General features: G+C 56.8%; 17 protein-coding genes. 12 read left to right on the forward strand and 5 right to left on the reverse strand.

Annotation, left to right across the window (positions count from 1 at the left end):
- The first annotated feature begins 29 nt into the window (after positions 1 to 29).
- Positions 30 to 2699: a type I DNA topoisomerase gene (topA, locus tag LKO31_RS01010; protein ID WP_227688212.1), complete on the forward strand. Its 2670-nt coding sequence runs from the start codon at positions 30 to 32 to the stop codon at positions 2697 to 2699.
- A 106-nt stretch (positions 2700 to 2805) separates the two neighbouring features.
- On the opposite strand, the gene era is transcribed toward topA, so the two are convergent.
- The 3 genes from era to lepB are packed head-to-tail and all read right to left on the reverse strand — an operon-like array spanning position 2806 to position 5269.
- A complete protein-coding gene (gene era / locus LKO31_RS01015) occupies positions 2806 to 3699 on the reverse strand; it encodes a GTPase Era (protein ID WP_227688213.1) in 894 nt (297 codons plus the stop codon).
- A complete protein-coding gene (gene rnc, locus LKO31_RS01020) occupies positions 3696 to 4379 on the reverse strand; it encodes a ribonuclease III (protein WP_227688214.1) in 684 nt (227 codons plus the stop codon). Before rnc ends, era begins: the two co-directional genes overlap by 4 nt.
- Positions 4376 to 5269, reverse strand: a complete 894-nt coding sequence (lepB, locus tag LKO31_RS01025; RefSeq protein WP_227688215.1) for a signal peptidase I — start codon at positions 5267 to 5269, stop codon at positions 4376 to 4378. The genes rnc and lepB overlap by 4 nt, the downstream gene beginning before the upstream one ends.
- A gap of 236 nt (positions 5270 to 5505) precedes the next feature.
- Between lepB and pgi the strand changes: the two genes are divergently transcribed.
- Both pgi and gorA read left to right on the forward strand, forming a co-directional pair.
- Positions 5506 to 7014 carry a glucose-6-phosphate isomerase gene (pgi, locus tag LKO31_RS01030; RefSeq protein WP_227688216.1) on the forward strand — a complete coding sequence of 503 codons (1509 nt, stop codon included), beginning with the start codon at positions 5506 to 5508 and terminating at the stop codon, positions 7012 to 7014.
- Positions 7015 to 7159: 145 nt separating this feature from the next.
- Entirely contained in the window at positions 7160 to 8506 is a 1347-nt protein-coding gene (gene gorA, locus LKO31_RS01035; protein WP_227688217.1) for a glutathione-disulfide reductase, read from the forward strand.
- Positions 8507 to 8612: 106 nt separating this feature from the next.
- On the opposite strand, the gene LKO31_RS01040 is transcribed toward gorA, so the two are convergent.
- A complete protein-coding gene (locus LKO31_RS01040) occupies positions 8613 to 10022 on the reverse strand; it encodes a helix-turn-helix domain-containing protein (protein ID WP_227688218.1) in 1410 nt (469 codons plus the stop codon).
- Positions 10023 to 10265: 243 nt separating this feature from the next.
- Between LKO31_RS01040 and LKO31_RS01045 the strand changes: the two genes are divergently transcribed.
- From LKO31_RS01045 to LKO31_RS01085, 9 genes are all read left to right on the forward strand, one after another.
- A complete protein-coding gene (locus LKO31_RS01045) occupies positions 10266 to 11798 on the forward strand; it encodes an acyl-CoA carboxylase subunit beta (protein ID WP_227688219.1) in 1533 nt (510 codons plus the stop codon).
- Positions 11799 to 11819: 21 nt separating this feature from the next.
- A complete protein-coding gene (locus LKO31_RS01050; RefSeq protein ID WP_227688220.1) occupies positions 11820 to 12584 on the forward strand; it encodes a hypothetical protein in 765 nt (254 codons plus the stop codon).
- Positions 12585 to 12650: 66 nt separating this feature from the next.
- Entirely contained in the window at positions 12651 to 13091 is a 441-nt protein-coding gene (gene mce, locus LKO31_RS01055) for a methylmalonyl-CoA epimerase (RefSeq protein WP_227688221.1), read from the forward strand.
- Position 13092: 1 nt separating this feature from the next.
- The gene (gene scpA / locus LKO31_RS01060) at positions 13093 to 15237 is read left to right on the forward strand and encodes a methylmalonyl-CoA mutase (protein ID WP_227688222.1); all 2145 of its coding nucleotides are present in this window, start codon (positions 13093 to 13095) and stop codon (positions 15235 to 15237) included.
- A 25-nt stretch (positions 15238 to 15262) separates the two neighbouring features.
- Positions 15263 to 16540 carry an O-acetylhomoserine aminocarboxypropyltransferase gene (locus LKO31_RS01065; RefSeq protein ID WP_227688223.1) on the forward strand — a complete coding sequence of 426 codons (1278 nt, stop codon included), beginning with the start codon at positions 15263 to 15265 and terminating at the stop codon, positions 16538 to 16540.
- Complete coding sequence (gene bioB / locus LKO31_RS01070) at positions 16537 to 17592, forward strand: biotin synthase BioB (protein ID WP_227688224.1); 1056 nt, start codon at positions 16537 to 16539, stop codon at positions 17590 to 17592. The genes LKO31_RS01065 and bioB overlap by 4 nt, the downstream gene beginning before the upstream one ends.
- On the forward strand, positions 17589 to 17990 hold the full coding sequence (locus LKO31_RS01075) for a lysozyme inhibitor LprI family protein (RefSeq protein WP_227688225.1): 402 nt from the start codon (positions 17589 to 17591) through the stop codon (positions 17988 to 17990). Before bioB ends, LKO31_RS01075 begins: the two co-directional genes overlap by 4 nt.
- Positions 17991 to 17994: 4 nt before the next feature.
- On the forward strand, positions 17995 to 20001 hold the full coding sequence (locus tag LKO31_RS01080; RefSeq protein ID WP_227688226.1) for an acetyl-CoA carboxylase biotin carboxylase subunit: 2007 nt from the start codon (positions 17995 to 17997) through the stop codon (positions 19999 to 20001).
- Positions 20002 to 20091: 90 nt separating this feature from the next.
- Positions 20092 to 20463 carry a tRNA-binding protein gene (locus LKO31_RS01085; protein WP_227688227.1) on the forward strand — a complete coding sequence of 124 codons (372 nt, stop codon included), beginning with the start codon at positions 20092 to 20094 and terminating at the stop codon, positions 20461 to 20463.
- Positions 20464 to 20550: 87 nt separating this feature from the next.
- Here LKO31_RS01085 and LKO31_RS01090 read toward each other — a convergent pair whose 3' ends face one another.
- Positions 20551 to 23064 (reverse strand): coiled-coil domain-containing protein, encoded by a 2514-nt coding sequence (locus tag LKO31_RS01090; protein WP_227688228.1) that lies wholly within the window; start codon positions 23062 to 23064, stop codon positions 20551 to 20553.
- Positions 23065 to 23153: the final 89 nt, after the last annotated feature.

The raw sequence follows: 23153 nt of genomic DNA on the forward strand, positions 1-23153 counted from the left end.
CCCACAAGTTCCCGGGGAACGGAATTTCAATGCAATTGGTTATCGTGGAATCGCCCGCTAAGGCGAAGACAATTGAAAAATATCTTGGCAGCGATTTCAAAGTTTTGGCATCCTATGGCCATGTTCGCGACCTGCCGCCCAAGGATGGCTCGGTTAATCCTGATGACGGCTTTGCCATGGAATGGCAGCTATATCCCGACAAAGCCAAGCGGCTGAAGGAAATTCAGGATGCGGCCAAAAAGGCCGATCGATTGATCCTCGCGACTGACCCTGATCGCGAAGGAGAAGCGATTAGCTGGCATGTGCGCGAATTGCTGCGGTCCAAAAAAGCCTTGCCGGACAATGTCCAGCGCGTGACCTTTAACGCCATCACCAAGCAAGCGGTGACGCAGGCGATGGCCCAACCACGCGATTTGGACGATGATTTGATCGACGCCTATCGCGCGCGCCGTGCGCTTGACTATCTGGTCGGCTTCACCTTGTCGCCCGTCTTGTGGCGCAAATTGCCGGGTGCCAAGTCGGCGGGCCGCGTGCAATCGGTCTCGCTACGCTTGGTCGTCGAGCGTGAACGCGAAATCGAAGCCTTTTTCCCCCAACAATATTGGTCGGTAACCGGCCTGTTTGAAATGGGCGGCACCCTGTTCAAAGCGCGCCTGTCGCGCTGGCGCGGTGACAAGATTGACCGTTTGTCGATCAAGACCGAAGCCGATGCCCGCGCTGCAGAGGCCGACGTCAAAGCTGGCTTGTTCACGGTGGACGGCGTCGAAACCAAGCCGCTGACCCGCAATCCGCCGCCGCCCTTCACCACATCGACCCTGCAACAAGAAGCCGCGCGCAAGCTGGGCTTTTCGGCCAGCCACACGATGCGCGTGGCGCAGGGCCTGTATGAAGACGGCGCGATCACCTATATGCGTACCGACGGTGTGCAAATGGACGGCAGCGCGATCAGCGCCGCCCGCAAGGCGATATCGGACCGCTACGACGGCGGATATGTCCCCGAAAAGCCACGCCAATATCAAACCAAAGCGAAAAACGCCCAAGAAGCGCACGAAGCCATTCGTCCCACTGACTTTTCCAAGGACAAGGTCGGCAGCGGCGATCATGCGCGGCTGTATGAACTGATTTGGAAGCGCGCCTTGGCCAGCCAAATGGCCTCTGCCCGTTTGGAACGGACCAGTGTGGATTTGTCGGACGGTACCGGTAAAACCGTGATGCGCGCCACGGGGCAGGTGGTGAAATTCCCCGGTTTCTTGGCGCTTTATGACGAAAGCCGCGACGATAGCGCCGACGATGAAGATGGTCGCTTGCTGCCCGCCATGAACAAGGGTGATGCACCGGCCAAAACGGGCGTCGAAGTGGAAGGGCATGAAACCCAGCCGCCGCCGCGCTATTCCGAAGCCAGCCTTGTCAAAAAGATGGAAGAATTGGGCATTGGTCGCCCATCAACCTATGCGTCGATTTTGCAAGTGCTGAAAGACCGCGCCTATGTGCGCGTAGAAAAAAATCGTTTCATCCCCGAGGAAAGCGGGCGTCTTTTAACAGCGTTTCTAGAGCGCTTCTTTGGCCGCTATGTCGAATATGACTTTACCGCTGGCCTTGAAGACGAATTGGACGATGTTTCGGGTGGCCGCGCCCAATGGCAAGAGGTGCTGGAACGTTTCTGGCGCGACTTCAAACCACGCACGGGCGAGGTGATGGAGCAAAAACCGTCCGAAATTACAGCGGCTTTGGACGAATTTTTGGGTGAATATCTGTTCCCTGACAAGGGTGACGGTCATGACCCCCGCGCTTGTCCGGCCTGCACTGTGGGCCGCTTGGCGCTGCGCGGTGGCCGCTTTGGGCCATTCATTGCGTGCAGCAACTATCCCGAGTGCAAATTTACCCGCAAATTCGCCCAGCCAGGTGGCAGCGACGGCGAAGTGGATAATGGGCCAGAGGTTTTGGGCGTCGACCCCGACAGCGGTGAAGAGATCTCGCGCCGCAGCGGTCGTTTCGGCCCCTATATCCAGCTTGGCGAAGGCAAAGAAGCCAAGCGCGCGTCCATCCCCAAGGATGTGCCGAGCGAACAACTGGATTTGGAATATGCCTGCAAATTGCTGGCCTTGCCGCGCGAAGTGGGCATTCACCCTGAAAGCAGCAAGCCAATCATGGCGGGCCTTGGCCGCTATGGGCCATATCTGCTGCACGACGGCAAATATGCCAAGCTGACCGGCACCGCCGAAGTATTTGAAATCGGCATGAACGCCGCTGTCGCCCGCATCGCGGACGCCGCCAATGGTGGCGGGCGCGGCGGACGTGCCAAGGTGGAACCGCTCAAAGTCTTTGGCCCGCACCCCACGAGCGGCGGCGAAATGAAGCTGCTTGCGGGTCGTTTTGGTCCCTATGTGACCGACGGTACCACCAACGCCACCATTCCCAAGTCGATGGAGCCGGACGCGCTGACCACCGAGGAAGCGGTGGCGCTGATTGACGCCAAGGCTGCCAAAGCTCCCGCCAAGCCCAAGAAAAAAGCCGCTGTCAAAAAGGCTCCGGCGAAGAAAGCCGCGCCCAAGAAAGCGGATGGCGAGAGCAAGGCTGCGGCCAAACCCAAAGCGACCGCCAAACCCAAGACTGCTGCAAAGCCCAAGGCTGCGTCAAAGAAAAAAGCGGCTGCTGTTGTGGCAGAAAGCGAAAGCAACGCACCCTTTGATGCGGATTAAGGCGCGGGCCAACCAAGGCCCGACGCGAAAGTGCCGACAATAAGCAGATGTAAAAAGGGCCGGTGGATCAATCCACCGGCTCTTTTTGCCATTGGTCAATGGGCGCTTAATCGACCCAATCAAGGCCCATGTCGCGGTACACACCACGATCTTCGTCCCAATCGGGCTTGACCTTGACGTGCAGATAAAGATGCACTTTGCGGTCCAGTGCTTGTTCAATTTCCAGCCGCGCGCGCGATCCAATTTCTTTAATCCGCGCACCGCGCTTGCCCAATACAATGGCGCGCTGATTGTCACGAGCGACCAAAATTTGCTGGTGGATTTCGGCGCTGCCATCGGGGCGTGACTTGAATAATTCCGTCTCAACCGTTGATTGATAAGGCAGTTCTTCATGCAATTGGCGGTACAGCTGCTCGCGCGTAATTTCCGCGGCCAAGGTGCGTTCGGGCGCGTCGCTGACTTCGTCTTCGGGAAAATGCCATATCCCTTCGGGCATCATACCCGCCAGCAGGGTCTTTAACTGTGCCACGCCATCATCATTGGCGGCAGAGATGAAGAAGGTTTCATCAAAGGCCAAGCGTTCATTCAATTCGGTGGCGATGGTCAACAGCTTGTCCTTGCGGACCAAATCGACCTTGTTCAACACCAGAAACTTCTTTTCGGGACGATTGGCGACGCCTTCCAGCACGCGTTCGACACGGCCCGTCAATTTGGCGGCGGCATCAACAATCACCAAAATGGCTTCGGAATCTTCCAAGCTGCCCCAAGCGGCGGCCACCATAGCGCGGTCCAAGCGGCGGGTCGGGGCAAAGATGCCAGGGGTGTCGATCAGGACGATCTGGGTGTCACCCTCCATCGCCACGCCCATTAATCGGGTGCGGGTGGTTTGGGCTTTGGCGCTGACAATGGCGACCTTTTGGCCCACCAGCGCGTTGACAAGGGTGGATTTGCCAGCATTGGGGGCGCCGACAACCGCTACAAAACCGCAGCGCTGCGTCATTTCTTTTCTTCCTCGGTCAGCCGCGCCAACAGCGCAGCAGCGGCCGCTTTCTCGGCGGCCTGTTTCGACGAACCTTCGCCTTCCGCTTCGGCCAATTTGCCGATGGAAACGCCGATCCGAAAATGGGGGGCATGGTCCGGTCCATCGCGCGACAAGATGCGATATTCCGGCGGGCGGCGTTTACGGGCTGCGGCCCATTCTTGCAAGGCGGCTTTGGGATGTTTGGGGGCGGCGACTTGCCCTGCAATCATATCCCCCCATAAACGCACGATAAACTGCCGCGCTGCATCATCGCCCAAATCCAGCCACAAAGCACCAATCACGGCTTCCATGACGTCAGCGGCAATATTGTCGCTATGCCGTCCGCCATCGCCAATCGCCTGTGCGCCGAAATGAATAAGGGCCGGCAATTTCAGGCCATGCGCAATACGCGCACAGGTTTCGCCCGACGCCAAAGCATGAAGGCGCGACGATAACTCCCCTTCGGCGGCAGTGGGGTAGCGGCGATAAAGTTCGGACGCCAACACAATGCCCAGCACCCGATCGCCCAAAAATTCCAGCCGTTGGTAATCGCCAACGCCGCTGCTGCCATGGGTGAAGGCTTGCCGATATATGTCCAATTTTTGGGGCTGAAAGCCGGTAATCTCAAAAATAGCTTCTGCGGTCAGATTGGGGGTCAAAAGCCTTCCCCAATACGGTCCCAGCGAGTGGCGGTCAGCCAGCTAATTGGGTTGAACCAGCTTGCCGATCCATCGGTCGAAAACATGCCGACCAATGCTTTACCGACCAGATTTTCTTCGGGAACCAAGCCAATGCCTTGGTTGTCCACCGCCGGAAAACGACTGTCGGCGCTGCGGTCGCGGTTGTCGCCCATCATGAACAAATGGCCTTCGGGCACAATGATCAATGGCGTATTATCTTCGGCAATGGTGGTGATGTCCAAGATCGGATAGCTGCGGCCATTGGGCAAGGTTTCGCGAAATTGCTTGTAACGGCACAGGCGCGAACCATCGGCGGCGACATCTTCAAATTCTGGCGCATAGCAGGGCAGGGTGCCCGTCAGCTGCGCGGCATCGATCATATTTTGCGTCACCGGAATGACGAAATCATCCATGGCTTCGCGCTTCAACGGCTGGCCGTTCAACCAAACTACGCCGTCAATCAACTGTATACTGTCGCCCGGAATGCCAATAACGCGCTTGATATAATCATTTTTCACGCTGGGCGGCGCTTTGAACACCGCCACATCACCGCGCTGCGGCGTAGCGGGGAAAATGCGGCCCGGAATGATCGGCAAGCTCAGCGGGAGGCTATGTTTTGTATAGCCATAGGCCATTTTGTTGACCAACAGATAATCCCCAATCAACAAACGTGGCTGCATCGACTCCGAGGGGATATTGAACGGCGACAAGAAGAAGCTGCGAAAAATCAGCACCGCAATGGCCAGCATGGCCAAAAAGCGGATGGTATCAACCGCTTCTTCCTTGGCAGACGCCTGTACAGGCGCTGACGGCGGGGGGGGGGGGCTGGGTGCAGCGGGCTGAGGCGGTGCAGTGCGGATTTCGGTCATGGGGTCATTGGCGTTGAATAGGTCTGCACGTCAAGCAAATATGCGCTTTGTTCGCTGGATTCGTGGGCATAGCTGGCGTAATCTTGCGTCAAATTGATACGGGGTCTGACTTGGTTTTTGATGGGATGTGGCATAAGAGTGGCGTTACATGCCCATCTTTACATCATGCAGCGTATCCCGATTTGCATTTTGTCGAAATAGGACGTCGATAGAGTGTGATAGAAAAGGGAATTGAAATGATGCGCGCGGATCAGCAGTGGCAGGCGTTACAACAATGGCAGCCGCAACAGATCAAAAGCCTGATTGACGGCAACGCTGTTGCGCGCATCGAGCAGATGGTAAAATATGTCGCGGATATCCGCTTTGACTTTACCAAAACCCATATGGACGACGCCGCATTGCAATTGTTCGCCAATATCGCGGCGCAGCAAAATTTTTCCGACCATCGCCGTGCGTTATTTGCGGGTGATATTGTCAATATCAGCGAGCAACGCCCCGCCGAACATATGGCCGAACGTGGCGATGGTGCGCCGGACAGCGTATATCATGCCCAGATGCTGCAACACCGCATGCGGATGTTGGTTGACGTCATCGAAGCCGAAGCTTTTGGCGAAATTCGCCATATTTTGCATATTGGCATTGGTGGTTCGGCGCTGGGCCCCAGTCTGATGATCGACGCTTTGGCGCGCGATGCCGGACGGTATGATGTAGCGGTGGTTTCCAATGTCGATGGCGCAGCCTTAGAAGAAGTGTTCAAGCGTTTTGACCCCGCCCATACTTTGGTCGCGGTGGCGTCAAAAAGCTTTGCCACGTCTGAAACGATGGTGAATGCCGTTTCGGCCTTGCAATGGCTGACCGATCATGGCGTGGAGGACCCCATTGGCCGTTTCATCGCCATGACGTCCGAACCGGAAAAGGCGTTGGAATGGGGTATTGACGAAACGCGTGTCCTGCCGTTCAGCGAAACCGTTGGGGGCCGCTATTCCTTATGGTCATCCATTGGTTTTCCCGTCGCTTTGGCGCTGGGTTGGGAAGGTTTTTCCGAATTGCTAGAGGGGGCGGCCGAAATGGACCGTCATTTCCGACTGGCGGATGGGACCGACAATATTTGTTTGCTGGCGGCCTTTGTTGACCAACTTTATGCCAACCGACTGGGCGCGCAAAGCCGTGCTATTTTCGCCTATGATGAACGTTTGCGGTTGCTGCCCAGCTATTTGCAGCAATTGGAAATGGAATCCAACGGCAAGTCCGTAACCGCTGACGGCGATGCTTTGACGTTGAAAAGCGCGCCGGTCACATGGGGCGGCGTGGGGACGGACGCGCAACATGCGGTATTTCAATTGTTGCACCAAGGCACGCATTTGGTGCCGGTGGAATTCATCGTGGCGCGTTATCCCGACCATGGCTTGGATGACACCCATCATGAAATTTTGGTGGCCAATTGCATTGCCCAAGGCGCGGCCTTGATGACAGGGCGGTCCAGCGAAAACCCCGCCCGCCGTTACCCCGGCGATCGGCCATCCACGACGATTTTGCTGGAAAATGTTACGCCGCGTAGCTTGGGTGCCTTAATTGCCTTTTACGAACACCGCACTTTTTCCAATGCGGTGTTGCTGGGCATCAACCCCTTTGATCAATTTGGCGTGCAATTGGGCAAGGAATTGGCCAGCGGCCTGACAGCGGGGACGGCGCATTTTGACGCCGCAACGCTGGCCCTGCTGGCGGCCGCGACACAGACGGAATAGGACGCCAGCCCATGGCAACATAAGGGCATGCTAGTATCGCCACGAACAAATGCTTGGCATTCTCCATTCGTCACACCACATAGGGAACAGCAGGGGGCATTGCCCGCCCCAAAATGTGGAAATTCCCAAGAAGAAGGTTGTTTACATGCCCGAATTTGATTTCGATCTGTTCATCATTGGCGCAGGTTCGGGCGGTGTGCGGGCATCGCGGGTCGCCGCATCACATGGTGCGCGGGTCGCCATTGCGGAGGATCATCGGGTTGGCGGAACTTGCGTTATTCGCGGCTGCGTGCCCAAGAAATTGCTGGTCTATGCGGCACAATTTTCTGACGATTTGCACGATGCCACAAGCTTTGGCTGGGACATATCTGCATCGACCTTTGACTGGGCCACATTGCGGGACAATGTCGCCAATGAAGTCACACGGCTAGAGGGATTATATGGGCAAACCTTGGCCAACAACAAAGTCACTTTATTTGCCGAACGCGCCAGCATTGCGGAGCCCCATATCGTGCGCCTCGCCAGCGGGAAGGAAGTCACTGCGGGTACCATTTTGATCGCCACTGGCGGCTGGCCTCATGTCCCTGATTTTGCGGGCCGCGAACATGCGCTGACATCGAATGAAATGTTCCATTTGCCCGAACTGCCCCGCCGCATCTTGATCGCCGGTGGGGGGTATATTGCCAATGAATTTTCAGGCGTTTTCTGTGCTTTGGGCAGCGATGTCACGGTTATCAATCGCGGTGATCGCATTTTGCGCGGCTATGATGACCAAATCGCCCAGCGTTTGCTGCAAATCTCGACGGAAAAAGGCATAGATTTCCTGTTTCATACGGAAATTCAATCGATTGAGAAACTGGCGGACGCTTCGCTGCGCGTCCATTTGACCTCGGGTGACCCCATAGACGTAGACAGCGTCTTGGTCGCTGCGGGCCGCGTGCCCAATACCACGGGGCTAGGCCTTGCCGAGGCTGGCGTAAAGCTGGATGCGCACGGCGCGGTCATTGTGGATGACCAATGGCAAACATCGGTCGATAGCATTTTTGCCGTGGGTGATGTGACCGACCGCGTGCAACTGACGCCGGTTGCCATTCGTGAAGGCCATGCTTTTGCTGACAACCGATTTGGCGGAAAAAATATCCGCGTGGATTATAGCAATATTCCCAGCGCGGTCTTCAGCAACCCACCCATCGGCGCCGTCGGCCTGACGGAGGCAGAGGCGCGGGAACAGGGGCTGGATGTTCAAATTTATACCAGCGATTTTCGCGCGATGAAAAATGCCTTTGTCGGCAATAGCGAACGCGCGCTCTATAAAATGATTGTCGATGGCGCGACGGACAAGGTCGTTGGATTGCACATGATTGGGCCGGAATCGCCGGAAATTCTGCAGGCAGCCGCCATTGCGGTGAAGGCTGGTCTGACCAAGGCAGATTTTGATGCCACCATCGCCCTGCATCCCAGCATGGCCGAGGAATTGGTGTTGATGAAATAAGAGGGTCTGTGGGCGGGGCCGGTTTTTCGCCTCGCCCACGCCTGCATTCATATCCCCGCCCACCGTGGTGGCTGTACCAACATGCCGGCGAGGCTCTCCGGTAAAATTACCCAATTTTATAGGGTACATAGCCTCTGCGGTCGGGGTCCACCAAAATCGGGCGGTCGCTGGGCGGAAAGGCGCGCTGATCGCAATCATCGCGCGGGCAAATGCGGCACGACAAGCCTATTCGTGCGGCGCTATGTCCTGCTTTCACGTCCACGCCATCGGCATAAATGAAATCGCTGGCATATTGGGCTTCGCAGCCCAAGCTAACAGCATAGCGGCGCGGTGTCTGGCCATAGCTGGACGATGCCTTGACCAGCCCCTTGGCCATCACGACATAGCGTAAACCATCGGGTGTTTCAGCCAATTGAAACAGGATGCGGTCCGCGCTGGCGGCGGCTTCATGGGCGACCCACAGGGGGCAAGCGCCGCCAAAGCGCGCAAATTGCAGCCGTGTTGCCGAGTGACGTTTGGTAATATTGCCTGCCATATCGACGCGGCAGAAAAACATGGGAATGCCGCGCTCCCCTGGGCGTTGTAGCGTTGATAAGCGGTGGCAAACTTGTTCAAAACTGACGCCAAAGATCAACCGCAACTGGTCAATGTCGTGCCGAACCGCCCGCGCCGTGTCGCGAAACAGGCCATAGGGCATGACAATCGCGCCCGCCGCATAATTGGCAAGGCCGACATGCAGCAATTGCCGCGCAGCGGCGGTACGCAGCGGCGACGCCTCGACAATCGCTGCAATTTCCTGCGCCAGCGCCAAGGACCCCAATTGATGCGCGACCTGAAATCGGCGGCTTTCCTCGGGTTGGCTGGGGTCGATCATCAAATGCCGCATGGTGGCGTCATATTCGCGCAGGGGCGCGGTCGGGCGGAAGGCCGTCGACACGCTGAAATGGATTTTCATATGCCGTTCCATCGCCGCCATTGTGGGGGAGGGGTGGACCCCGCGCATCCGCGCTGACAAAGTTTCTGCCGCGCAATCAATGCTGTTGACGTAATTTCCCGCATCGTGAAACCAGTCGCGCACTTCCTCCCATGGCAGGCGGCTTCCCTCGGCTGTCCCGCCCGTCAGGGCTTCGTCAATCATCTCCAGTCGTTGGCCCGCACGGCGATAGGCAGCATGCAGCGTGATGAAATGATCAACCAGTTGCGGTTGCTGCAAGGCGGCGCGTTCCAATTGGTCAGCGCTAAGATTTTGATTGGAAAACAAGGGGTCAGACACCGCTTCGCGCAAAGCGCCCAAGCGCCGATGGCTGCTTTCTGTGGTCACTTCTTCCCATTCCATGGGAAATAAGCTTTGTAATCGTTCCAGTAAATTGGGTGTCAACGGGCGATCATCATGCTCAATCTGGCTGAGATAGGATGTCGAAATCCCCAAGGTTGCGGCAAAATCAGCTTGTTTAATGTCCCGTTCTTGACGCAATTGTTTCAAGCGCGGTCCGGCAAATATGCGTTGGCGAGCCATAGTTTTCTTCGCTTTTCTTCTGCCGCATGTGGGACTTGGGGTCTATTTCAATTTCCAAACTTTGCAAAGCACCACTTTGCAATTTTGCAAATTCGCACTTGCATCATTGCATAGCTATGCGCAAATGGCGGCAATCGGCCCGAAAGGGCTATTGCTCGGAATGGCCCGCTTGGTTTTGATGGTTCCGTTTTTGCTCGGTCCATCAAATTTGAAGGCCCATTGGTTTTGATGGAGAGTGCCCACGTGTCCGCGAATATCGCTGAAATGGAAGCCCGCCGTGCTGCTGCCGCCTTGGGTGGCGGTCAAAAGCGCATTGATGCTCAGCATGCAAAAGGCAAGCTGACTGCGCGTGAGCGTTTGAACGTGCTGCTGGATGAAGGTTCGTTCGAAGAACTGGATACCTATGTCGAGCATGATTGCGTCGACTTTGGCATGGAAAGCCAGAAAATCCCTGGTGACGGTGTGGTGACGGGTTCCGGTACGATCAATGGCCGTCTGGTCTATGTGTTCAGCCAAGATTTCACCGTATTTGGTGGTTCGCTGTCCAAGCGCCATGCCGAAAAAATCTGCAAGGTCATGGAAAAGGCGATGCTGGTCGGCGCGCCGGTTATCGGCCTGAACGACAGCGGCGGCGCACGTATTCAAGAAGGCGTGGCATCGCTGGGTGGCTATGCTGACGTGTTCCAGAAAAATGTGCTGGCATCGGGCGTTGTTCCGCAAATCAGCCTGATCATGGGTCCCTGCGCTGGCGGCGCCGTATATAGCCCCGCCATGACCGACTTCATCTTCATGGTGAAGGACAGCAGCTATATGTTCGTGACCGGTCCCGATGTGGTGAAGACGGTGACGAACGAAGTCGTAACACAAGAGGAATTGGGCGGCGCGATCACGCACACCACAAAAAGCTCGGTTGCCGACTTGGCCTTTGAAAATGATATCGAAGCCTTGCTCGCGGTTCGCGACTTCTTTGACTATCTGCCGGAAAATAACCGCGTTGGCGTGCCTGTGCGTCCGACCAGCGACCCTTATGACCGCGTCGAACCCAGCCTTGACACGCTGATCCCGCCCAGCGCGAACCAGCCTTATGATATGAATGAACTGATCCGCAAGACAGTGGACGAAGGCGAATTCTTCGAAGTTCAACAAGCCCATGCGGGCAATATCATCATCGGTTTTGGCCGTATCGAAGGCCGCACCGTCGGTATCGTCGCCAACCAGCCCATGGTTTTGGCGGGCGTGTTGGACATCAACTCGTCGAAAAAGGCCGCGCGTTTCGTGCGCTTCTGCGATGCGTTTGAAATTCCTATCGTTACCTTTGTGGACGTTCCCGGCTTCCTGCCTGGCACCAGCCAAGAATATAATGGCATCATCAAGCATGGCGCGAAATTGCTGTTCGCTTATGCCGAAGCCACGGTTCCCAAAATCACCGTCATCACGCGCAAGGCCTATGGCGGTGCATATGACGTGATGTCGTCCAAGCATTTGCGCGGCGATTTAAACTATGCATGGCCCACGGCAGAAATCGCCGTGATGGGTGCAAAGGGCGCTGTAGAAATCATCTTCCGTGCCGATATGAACGATCCCGCCAAGATTGCGGAACGCACCAAGGAATATGAAGACCGCTTTGCGAACCCATTTGTGGCCGCGCAACGTGGTTATATTGACGAGGTCATTTATCCGCACAGCACCCGCAAGCGCATCGCGCTGGGCCTGCGCAAGCTAAAGAATAAATCCCTCGAAAATCCGTGGAAAAAGCACGACAATATTCCGCTGTAATATTCGCTATAAGGGGTGCCTATGATGCGCCGTTCCACTGTGACTTTTCTGGCCATGGCGGCGCTGATGCCCTTGGCCAGTGCCGCAGCTGCCTTTGATCCGGATACGCCCTTGGCTGATCCGGCAAAGGACAGCTTTCCCATTCGGCTGGGCGATCAGCCGGACCTGACCGTGCGCAGCGCCTTCTTCATCGGATTTGGCGCCGCAAAACGGGCAGGGGAAGATGCCGTGGTCGTGCGCGATGTCGGTGGCACAGCCTATGAATTTACGCCCGCCGCCCTGCATGTCATGGACGATGGCCGCGCTATTTTGCTCAGCACGGGGGCCAATCCCGATGCCAGCAGCGCGTCCAGCGGCATCAACGCCATTCACTATTTGCGGTCCAGCCCCAGTGGCTGGGTGCGTCTGGGCGAATGGTTTGATGTGGGCGGAACGGGCACTATGGGCAATGCTGCCACGTCATGGGCCTTTACGGAGCGTTTGGGCAAAAATCCCTATCTTGTCTCCGCCGGCGGCGGGGTGTGGCAGGGCTGCTTGTTGAACATCGCGGTGATAACGGAAATGACCCCCAATGGGCCTGTGGATCGCGGCAGCTTTACCGCCGCGATGAGCAGCGGGGCGGGCATCGGCCAAGATGATGCCGAATATGACGGCCAAATCATCTCTGCCAAGCCGGACCACAGCTTTGTGGTCGGTTACACAGGAACAAAGGCGCAGCGCCAAAATTATGTGCTGCGCGATGGGAAATATCAGCTTGTCGGTCGGGATCATATTCCCGGTTGTTAAGCCGTTGAAGCAGGATTTGCGGCCCAAGCCAAGGCTTGCGGTGCAAGGAAATAGGGACGTGTTGCGATGAAATTGGGTCGACTAAATCACATCGGCGTTGCCACGCCATCAATCGCAGATAGCATCATTTTTTATCGTGATGTGATGGGCGCCACGCAAATTAGCGAGCCTTTCGACCTGCCCGATCAGGGCGTGAAAGTTTGCTTTGTCGACACGCCCACCGCCGATGGCGCGCTGAATGGCACGCAGATTGAATTGGTGGAACCACTGCCCGGCAACACCTCTATCGCTGGTTTTCTGGAAAAGAACCCTGCGGGCGGCCAGCATCATCTTTGCTATGAAGTGCCCGATATTCACGTCGCCAAGGCCGAATTTGAAGCCATGGGCAAGCGCGTGCTGGGGGATCCCCGCATTGGCGCGCATGGCACGCTGATTTTCTTCGTCCATCCCAAGGATATGGGCGGAATTTTGACCGAAATTATGGAAACGCCAAAGGGTGACCATTGATATGACCAACAAGCCAACATTGGACCAATGGGCCGCCGCCGCTGACAAGGAAGTCAAGGGCAAGGACCTGAATTGGGAAACCCCCGAAGGCATCACCGTCAAGCCGCTTTATACCGCCGAAGATGTGACGGTTGAGCCCGGCCTGCCCGGTTTCGCGCCCTTTACGCGCGGCGTTCGCGCCAGCATGTATGCGGGCCGCCCTTGGACCATCCGCCAATATGCCGGTTTCTCGACCGCCGAGGAATCCAACGCTTTTTATCGCCGCAATTTGGCGGCGGGCCAAAAGGGCCTGTCGGTGGCCTTCGACTTGGCCACTCACCGTGGTTATGACAGCGATCACCCCCGCGTTGTGGGCGATGTTGGCAAGGCTGGCGTGGCGATCGACAGCGTCGAAGATATGAAGATTTTGTTCGACGGTATTCCGCTCGACAAAATGTCCGTTTCCATGACCATGAACGGCGCCGTCATTCCCATTCTTGCTTTCTTCATCGTCGCTGGCGAAGAACAAGGCGTGGACCGCAAATTGTTGGACGGCACCATTCAGAATGACATTCTGAAGGAATTCATGGTCCGCAACACCTATATTTATCCGCCCGAACCATCGATGCGGATTATTTCGGACATTTTCGGCTATACCAGCCGCGAAATGCCCAAATTTAACAGCATTTCCATTTCCGGCTATCATATGCAGGAAGCGGGCGCGACGCAGGTTCAGGAACTGGCCTTCACCATCGCGGACGGCATGGAATATGTGAAATATGGCGTGGCGTCGGGCCTTGATATCGACAAATTCGCTGGCCGCCTCAGCTTCTTCTTCGCCATTGGTATGAATTTCTTCATGGAAATTGCCAAGCTGCGCGCCGCCCGTGTGTTGTGGCACCGTGCGATGACGACGCTGGGCGCGCAAGATGAACGTAGCAAGATGCTGCGCACCCACTGCCAGACCAGCGGGGTGTCGTTGACCGAACAAGATCCGTATAACAACGTGATGCGCACCACCATCGAAGCCATGGCGGCGATGCTGGGCGGCACACAATCGCTGCACACCAATGCGCTGGACGAAGCCATTGCTTTGCCAACCGACTTCTCGGCCCGTATTGCGCGCAACACGCAAATTGTGATCCAAGAAGAAACCGGCATGTGCAATGTCGTCGATCCATTGGGCGGCAGCTATTATATCGAAAGCCTGACCCAGCAATTGGTCGATCAGGCGCAAGCGATTATTGATCGCGTCCAATCCGAAGGCGGCATGGCCAAGGCCGTGGCGGCGGGCTGGCCCAAGGCGATGATCGAAGAAGCGGCAGCGGCCCGTCAGGCCCGCGTGGACCGCGGCGATGATGTGATCGTGGGCGTGAACAAATATCGCCTTGCCAATGAAGATCTGTTGGAAACGCTGGAAGTCGACAACACAAAGGTTCGCGAAGCCCAAGTCGCCCGCATCAACAAGATGAAGGCCGACCGCGACGAAGCCGCCTGTCAGGCCGCTTTGAAGGCTTTGGCCGATGGTGCCGCCGCACCGCAAACGCTGGAAAACAACCTGCTGGCCTTGGCCGTAGAGGCCGCCCGCGCTCGCGCCACTTTGGGCGAAATTTCCAGTGCGATGGAAAGCAGCTTTGACCGCTATGGCACCGTGCCAACCCCTGTGAAGGGCGTTTACGCCAAGCCTTATGAAAATGACGCGCGCTGGGCACAGGTGGTGGACGGCGTCAAGGCTGTGGAACGCCGCCTTGGTCGCGCACCCAAGCTGCTGGTCGCGAAAATGGGCCAAGATGGTCATGATCGCGGCGCAAACGTCATTGCGTCGGCCTTTGGTGACATGGGATTTGACGTGGTGTCGGGTCCTTTGTTCCAAACCCCCGAAGAAACCATTGTGTTGGCGCTGGAAAGCAATGTGGACGCCGTTGGCGCGTCCAGCCTTGCTGCTGGCCACAAGACGCTGATCCCCGAATTGATCAACGGTTTGAAGGCTGCCGGACGCGGCGACATCAAGGTCATTGCGGGCGGGGTTATCCCTCCACAAGATTATGATTTCTTACGCGACGCGGGCGTGCAAGGCATCTATGGTCCCGGCACCAATGTGGTCGAATGCGCTGCCGATGTGCTGCGCCTTTTGGGCCATAACATGCCGCCATTAAACGAAAATTGATGCGGCTTAACGGAGGGATTATCCAATGACTGGCCCAAAAGCTGAAACACTTGCCATCCATGCCGGAACCGAAGTAGACCCGACAACCAAGGCTCGTATTACGCCCATCTATCAGACGGCATCCTATGTCTTTGATGACGTGGACCATGCGTCGCGTTTGTTTAACCTTCAGGAATTCGGGAATATCTATTCCCGCATCATGAATCCCACCAATGGGGCGTTGGAAGGCAAGATTGCGGCACTCGAAGGCGGGCAGGCGGCTTTGGCCGTGGCGTCCGGCCATGCCGCACAATTTCTGGCTTTCCACACATTGATGGAAGCAGGCTGTGAAATTGTGGCCGCCAAGAAATTATATGGCGGTTCGCTGAACCAACTCAGCCACAGCTTCAAAAAAATGGGTTGGACAACCCATTTCGTGGATGCCGATGATCCGGCCAATATCGCCGCGGCCATCAACGACAAAACCCGCGCCGTGTTTATCGAGAGCCTCGCCAACCCAGGCGGTGTGGTGCAAGACATCGAAGCCATCGCCAAAGTGGCGCATGACGCGGGTATTCCGTTGATCGTCGACAATACGCTGGCGACGCCTTTGCTGTGCCGCCCTATTGAACATGGCGCGGATATTGTGGTCCATTCGACCACCAAATTTCTGAACGGCCATGGCAATGCCATTGGCGGCGTGATTGTTGACGCAGGCAATTTCGATTGGGCGAAAAGCGGGAAATTCCCGACGCTCAGCGAAGCAAATGCCAGCTATCATGGCATGAAATTCACCGAAAGCTTTGGCAATCTGGCCTTCATCCTTGCCACCCGTACCTTGGGTCTGCGCGATTTGGGTCCGTCGATGGCCCCGATGAATGCTTTCTTGGCGCTGACCGGCATGGAAACGCTGGCGCTGCGGATGGAACGCCATTGTGACAATGCGCAGAAACTGGCCGAATGGCTGCAAAAACATCCGCAAATTAGCTGGGTTAACTATGCGGGCTTGCCCGACAATGCCTATCATGCGCTGGCCCAAAAATATCTGGGCGGCAAGGGCGGAGCGGTCTTCACCTTTGGGTTGACCGGCGGATATGATGCGGGCGTCAAGCTGGTGTCTAACGTTAAACTGTTCAGCCATTTGGCGAATATCGGCGACACACGCTCGCTCATCATCCATCCGGCTTCAACGACGCACAGCCAATTGACGGCGGATCAATTGTTGCAAGCGGGCGCTGGTCCCGATGTGGTCCGTGTGTCGGTGGGTATCGAGCATATTGATGATATTATCGCCGATCTGGAACAGGCGCTGGGAGCATTATGATGACATCGGGCGAGACGCTGGTTCGCAACGATTGGACCCGCGACGAAATTTCGATATTGTTCGACCTGCCATTTGATGAATTGATGTGGCGTGCCCAAAGCACGCACCGTCAATTTCATTCCCATGGCGAAGTTCAGCTTTGCACCCTTTTGTCCATCAAAACCGGCGGCTGCGCCGAAGATTGCGGCTATTGCTCGCAATCGGCATCGGCGGATACGGGTCTGAAAGCAAGCAAGTTGATGGAAGTGCAGGCGGTGTTGCAATCCGCCGCCGAGGCCAAAGACAATGGCAGCAAGCGTTTCTGCATGGGCGCTGCATGGCGCAACCCCAAAAACCGCGATATGCCCGCGATCATCGAAATGATCAAAGGCGTGCGTCAAATGGGCATGGAAACCTGTATGACTTTGGGCATGTTGACCAAAAATCAGGCGGCCCAATTGGCCGAAGCTGGCCTTGATTATTATAATCATAATATCGACACCAGCCCCGAAAATTACGCCAATATCACCAGCACGCGAACCTTCGAAGATCGCATCAACACGCTGGACGAAGTGCGGAATGCGGGCATCAATGTCTGTTCCGGCGGCATCGTCGGCATGGGCGAGGCGCGCAGCGACCGTGTGGGCTTTGTTCACGCGCTGGCGACCTTGGAACGGCACCCAGAAAGCGTGCCCGTCAACGCGCTAGTCCCCGTCAAGGGCACGGTGCTGGGCGACATGCTGGCCGATACGCCGCTGGCGAAAATTGACGAGATTGAATTTGTTCGCACGGTGGCGGTCGCCCGTATCACCATGCCCCTCAGCATGGTGCGCCTGTCGGCTGGCCGCGAAAGCATGAATGATGCGACGCAGGCCTTGTGCTTCATGGCTGGGGCCAACAGCATTTTTACCGGCGACAAGCTGCTGACCACGGGCAATGCGGGCGAAAATGCTGACGCGGCTTTGTTCGCCAAGCTGGGCTTAAAGCCGATGGAAAGCGAAGAACCGATGCGCCAAAAAAGCGGCTGTGGCGGCGGATGCGCCTCCGCTCCGGTTTTGGAAGCGGCTGAATGATTGGCGCGGCCATCTTTCTGGCGGCAGCCGCTGTTTCGGGGGCGAATGAACCCGATGTTTCTTGCGAACATCCAACCAGCCAGTTGGAAATGAACATCTGTTCTTTTCGCGATTTTCGTCAGGCTGACCGCGAATTGAACGACCAATGGAAGATCACCGCAGAAATCCAAAAGGGTTTTGATCGGGATCCCGATGTCGTGAAAGATGGCCGACCCGGCTATTTTGATACTTTGCTGGCCGCGCAACGTGCGTGGCTAAGCTATCGTGACACACATTGCCGCAGCGAAGGATATTCCATGCGGGGTGGTTCGGCGGAACCGCTTGTTACCAACGGGTGCATGGCGCAATTGACCCGCGCGCGCACCGCACAATTAAAAGATCTTGCTGAGGAAAAGTGATAAAATGTTCAAAAAGATCCTGATCGCCAATCGCGGCGAAATCGCCTGCCGCGTGATCAAGACGGCGCGCCGCATGGGTATCCAGACGGTGGCTGTTTATTCCGACGCAGACGCGCGTGCGCCGTTCGTGCAAATGGCGGATGAAGCTGTGCATATTGGTGCATCGCCCGCATCGGAATCCTATCTGATCGCGGACAAGATCATTGCCGCCTGCAAACAAACGGGCGCCGAAGCGGTGCACCCCGGCTATGGTTTCTTGTCGGAACGCACCAGCTTTGCCGAAGCCTTGGCCGCCGAAGGCATTGCGTTCGTCGGCCCACCCGTCAACGCCATTGCCGCCATGGGCGACAAGATTGAATCCAAGAAACTGGCCAAAGAAGCAGGCGTCAACGTTGTACCCGGCTTTGTTGGCGAAATTCGCGACACCGAACATGCCGTCGAAATTTCGAACGAAATCGGCTATCCGGTGATGATGAAAGCCTCGGCTGGCGGCGGCGGCAAGGGTATGCGCCTTGCCTATGACGAAAAAGACGTGCGTGAAGGCTTTGAAAGCGTCAAGCGCGAAGGCCTGAACAGCTTTGGCGATGACCGTGTATTCATTGAAAAATTCATCCTCAACCCACGCCATATCGAAATCCAAATCTTGGGCGATAAGCATGGCAATGTGATTTACCTCAACGAACGCGAATGTTCGATCCAGCGTCGTCACCAAAAGGTTGTTGAAGAAGCGCCGTCACCCTTCGTCACCCCTGCGATGCGCAAGGCCATGGGCGAACAGTGCGTTGCTTTGGCCAAGGCCGTGAATTATCACAGCGCGGGCACGGTGGAACTGATCGTTTCGGGCGCCGACGCGACGGGCGAAAGCTTTTACTTCCTCGAAATGAACACCCGTTTGCAGGTGGAACATCCCGTCACCGAAGCCATTACCGGCGTCGATTTGGTCGAACAAATGCTGCGCGTCGCATCGGGCGAACCGCTCAGCATCACCCAAGATGACGTCAAGATCGAAGGCTGGTCGATTGAAAATCGCGTCTATGCCGAAGATCCCTATCGCGGCTTCTTGCCATCGACGGGCCGTATCGTGCGTTTCCAACCGCCCGTGGAACCATGGGCTGGCGGCCTGCGCGGCGAAGACGGCATTCGCGTGGATGCAGGCGTGCAAGATGGCGGCGAAGTGTCCATCTATTATGATCCGATGATCGCCAAGCTGATCACATGGGGCGAAACCCGCGACGAAGCCGCTGATCTGCAAGTGGCGGCGCTGGACCGTTTCGAATTGGAAGGTCTGGGCCACAATATCGACTTCTTGTCGGCGATCATGCAGCATCCGCGTTTCCGTACGGGCGAATTGACCACTGGTTTCATTGCCGAGGAATATCCCGAAGGCTTTACGGGCGCAGCGGTGAATGACGATGTCAAGCAAGCCTTGGCCGCCATCGCAGGCTTTATGGCCAGCGCCGACGCAGACCGTGCCCGCCGCATCGACGGCCAATTGGGCGACCGTTTGGAAGCACCGGCCAAATGGCAAGTGGCGCTGGGCGACGACCAGTTCGACGTGAAAATTGGCCGTAAGCATATCAAGGTCAATGGCGAAAAGCTGGATATCGCGCTGGAATATACGCCGGGCGACAAGCTGGTTGTGGCCGATATTGATGGCGAAGAATTGGCTGTCAAACTGGCGCGTACTCGCACCGGATGGCGTATGACGGCGCGTGGACATATTCACAATGTTCGCGTTTTGCCGCACAGCATCGCGCCTTTGGCAGCGCATATGATCGAAAAGATCCCACCTGATCTGTCGAAATATCTGATCTGCCCGATGCCCGGTTTGCTGGTCGCCCTGCATGTCAAGGCAGGCGACACCGTCGAAGCTGGCCAACCGCTTGCCACCGTCGAAGCGATGAAGATGGAAAATATCCTGCGCGCCGAAAAAACTGGCGTGGTCAAGGTGGTGAATGCACAGCAAGGCGAAAGCTTGGCCGTGGATGCGATCATTCTTGAACTGGAATAATCTGACGGCTTAAATGCCGCAGCGCCCCGTCTTGCCCCGATCATCTGATGGGGCCGGGCGGGGCGTTGTTGTTTATACTGGATTGATTTTATGCACCTATCCCATGATGCCGACAGCCCCGCTGGCCCTGAAATCAGTTTCGATGATTTCCTGAAAGTGGATATACGGGTCGGTACCATCGTGAATGTGGCGCCTTTTCCGCAGGCGCGCAAACCGGCTTATCAGCTAGAAATTGATTTTGGCGGCAGCTTGGGCGTGCGAAAAAGCAGCGCCCAGATCACGGAAAATTATGCGCCCGACGACCTGCTCGGCCGCCAAATCGCCGCCGTGGTCAATTTTCCGCCGCGCCAAATTGGCAAATTTATGTCGCAGGTTTTGACCTTGGGCTTTGCGGACCATCAGGGCGCGGTCATCCTCTTTTCCCCCGATCAAGCCGTGCCCAACGGGTCGCGCTTATTCTAAAGAAAAAGGCCCCGTCAGCGCTTCGTTCTGCGCTGACGGGGCCTTTTTCGTTGTTTTTTCTGGCTATTTGGTCGCCGCAAACCGACCTTATCCCCGCAGACGATCAATGGCCTGTGCCAAGGCAACATAAATTTTGCCGATGTCGGACGACAGCAGGGTGACACTGATGGCCGACCCATCGCGCGCATTCATCAACAAACGCAGCATCGCTTCAAAGTCGTGGATGAATTGGTTGACCGAGGCATGGAACGCGCCATCATTTTGGTACAGACGCAACACTTCGCGTGTATCGCCATGGTCCAACAACTTTACAGCGCGGCGGGCAAAGACGCTGCGGTCGCCGCGCAAATAGCTTTCCCACGCCTGATCGCTGACCTCTGCCGACAAGATTTTGGTCATGTCGATGGCGGTGGATTTTAACGCTTCGGTGAGCAGGCTGACCTGTTTCGCCAATGTGTCGCGGTCGGACGCGGCAATGGCTTGTTCAGCTTCGGCGGTGCGTTGTTCTACCTTTTCGCTGACCTCGATAATCTCGCTCAGGCGGTGCGTCAGCCGTTCCGATGCGCTGTTCGCGGCAGCCACGGTGCGGTGCGATGCCAGTTCAATCGATTCCAATTGCGCCAGCATTTCGCTGCGAAACGCTTCGTCCACTGCCGACTGGCCATGGGCTTGCAGGCTTTGACGGCTTTCGTCCGACAGGGCGGCAAAGCGGTGCTGCGCATCCTGTGCCACCTGATCGGCGCTATCCCGAACCTGTTGCAAGGCTGCCAACATTTGGCTGCCGCTGTCATTGGCGAAGTCATCGGCTTGCTGCTTCAAAGCCGCCAAGGCTTGCTGTGTGGTGGCCAGCGTATCTTGCCATTGTTCCGCCATGGTGGATTGCTGGCTGGCTTGACGCGTCAATTGCGCTTCGTTGGTCAGCAGCGTCTTTTCGGCCGATTGAACATGCGACAACGTCGATTGAGCCACCAGTTCCGATGATTCCAACAAAGGTTTCAGGCGGGCAAGGGCGGTTTCGGCGGATTTTTCATGATCGTCCAAACGCTGGAACGCCAGCGGCAGCGTTTCGTCCAACTCGCGGGTCACGCTGTCCAGCGCCAGCAACAAAGCATCGGAATGCTGGATCAACTGCTGCGTCGACCGGTTGCTGCTGCCGACATCGGCGGTAAAGGCGTCCAATTTGCTGTGGACGGTGTCGATGGCCCGTTCAATGCCCACTGCGCTGCGGCTGACCAAGCCGTCGACTTCGGTCAGACGTTCGGCCACATCCTCGACCAATTGCTGCATCTGGGTGGCCAGCGCATTGCTTTGATCGGCGTGGGACGCCAATTGCGTGGTCAATTCGCGGCCACCGCTTTGGGCCAGCGAAATTTGGCGGTCCAAATGGGCGGAGGCGTCGTCCACCCCGTGGCGGAAGCTTTGCCACATGGCTTCCATACGGGTGGACAGTTCTTGCGTGCCCTGTTCCAACTCCTTGTGAATGGCGGCGGTGCCACGGCTCATTGCTGACAGAGCGTTGGACTGGACCTCGGCCACCTTCTCGGACGCCGAAACCAGCCCCGTTTCCGTATCTTGCGACAAGGATTGCAGCGTATCAATCGCATCACGCAGCGTGGCAACGGCGACATCGCTTTGGCGGGCAGCCTTGTCGGCGCTGTCGCCCAAGCTGGCGATTTGCGCTTCCAACTGCGCGCCATGCTGATGGGCGGCCAGGCCAGCGTCGCGAAAATTCTGGGCCAAGCGTTGCGCCACATCGTCAACACGGGGCAGGCCGGTTAACAGGCCATCCATCCGCTGAAACGCACCATCCGCCGATCCAGACAGGGTCTGGCTGGCGCTGGCGATTTGCGCCACATGATCGGCCAATTTGCCGCTGCTGTCGTTCATTCGCGCGACGGCATCAAGGCCCAATTGCTGAACCAAATTGGCCTGCTCGCTCAATTGCTGGCGGGCATCAGCCAAATGGCGGCTCAGGCTGGCCATGGACTGGTTCAACGCGTCATTTTCAGCGCGCAAGTCGGCAGCGACGCGCAAGAATTTGGTTTGGGCTGCGGGGCTAGATTGGGCACGGATCAACCAGATGATCAGGCCGAGCGCCATCGGCGCGGTCATAGCCGCGATTAAGGCTGGCCATTGTGCCATGCTTGGGGCGGCGGAAAAGCCATGGCTCACGGCGTAATAGGCGAAACCACACCATAATATGGCCGCCCCTGCGGCCAATGCGGCCAAGGCGGACATATAGTGCGTCATGCCGCGATTTTGGCTGGGACCGCCATGGTCCATGTCCCAATCCTGATCTGGCACATTATAAATATGCTGGGCGTCCATCGGGTTGTCGGTCATCACCATATTATCGTCGTGGCTGTCGGGGGAACGCGGGGCTTGGCGCTGGTCGCGATGGGGCTGACGCATGGCATGGCCGGATGGCTGATCGGACATATCGGGCGCGCTGCGCCTATCATTGGGGTGGCGACCCGCGGTCGGTGCGGACACCGAGGCAGGGCCCGCGCCAACCGGCGCGTCATCAGCAACGGCTTTTGTAGACGAAGAAGGATCGGTTACGCTGCGCCACAGTCCCACGATCTTTTTTTCCCCCGACATAGTATGACACCTAAATATATGAACTGGATGCGATATTCGGACGACATCCCTGTGCCGCTAATGTTCATCATGCCATAAATGCCGCAAAA

This window comes from Sphingopyxis yananensis (assembly GCF_020687785.1).
In the GTDB taxonomy this organism is placed as follows: domain Bacteria; phylum Pseudomonadota; class Alphaproteobacteria; order Sphingomonadales; family Sphingomonadaceae; genus Sphingopyxis; species Sphingopyxis yananensis.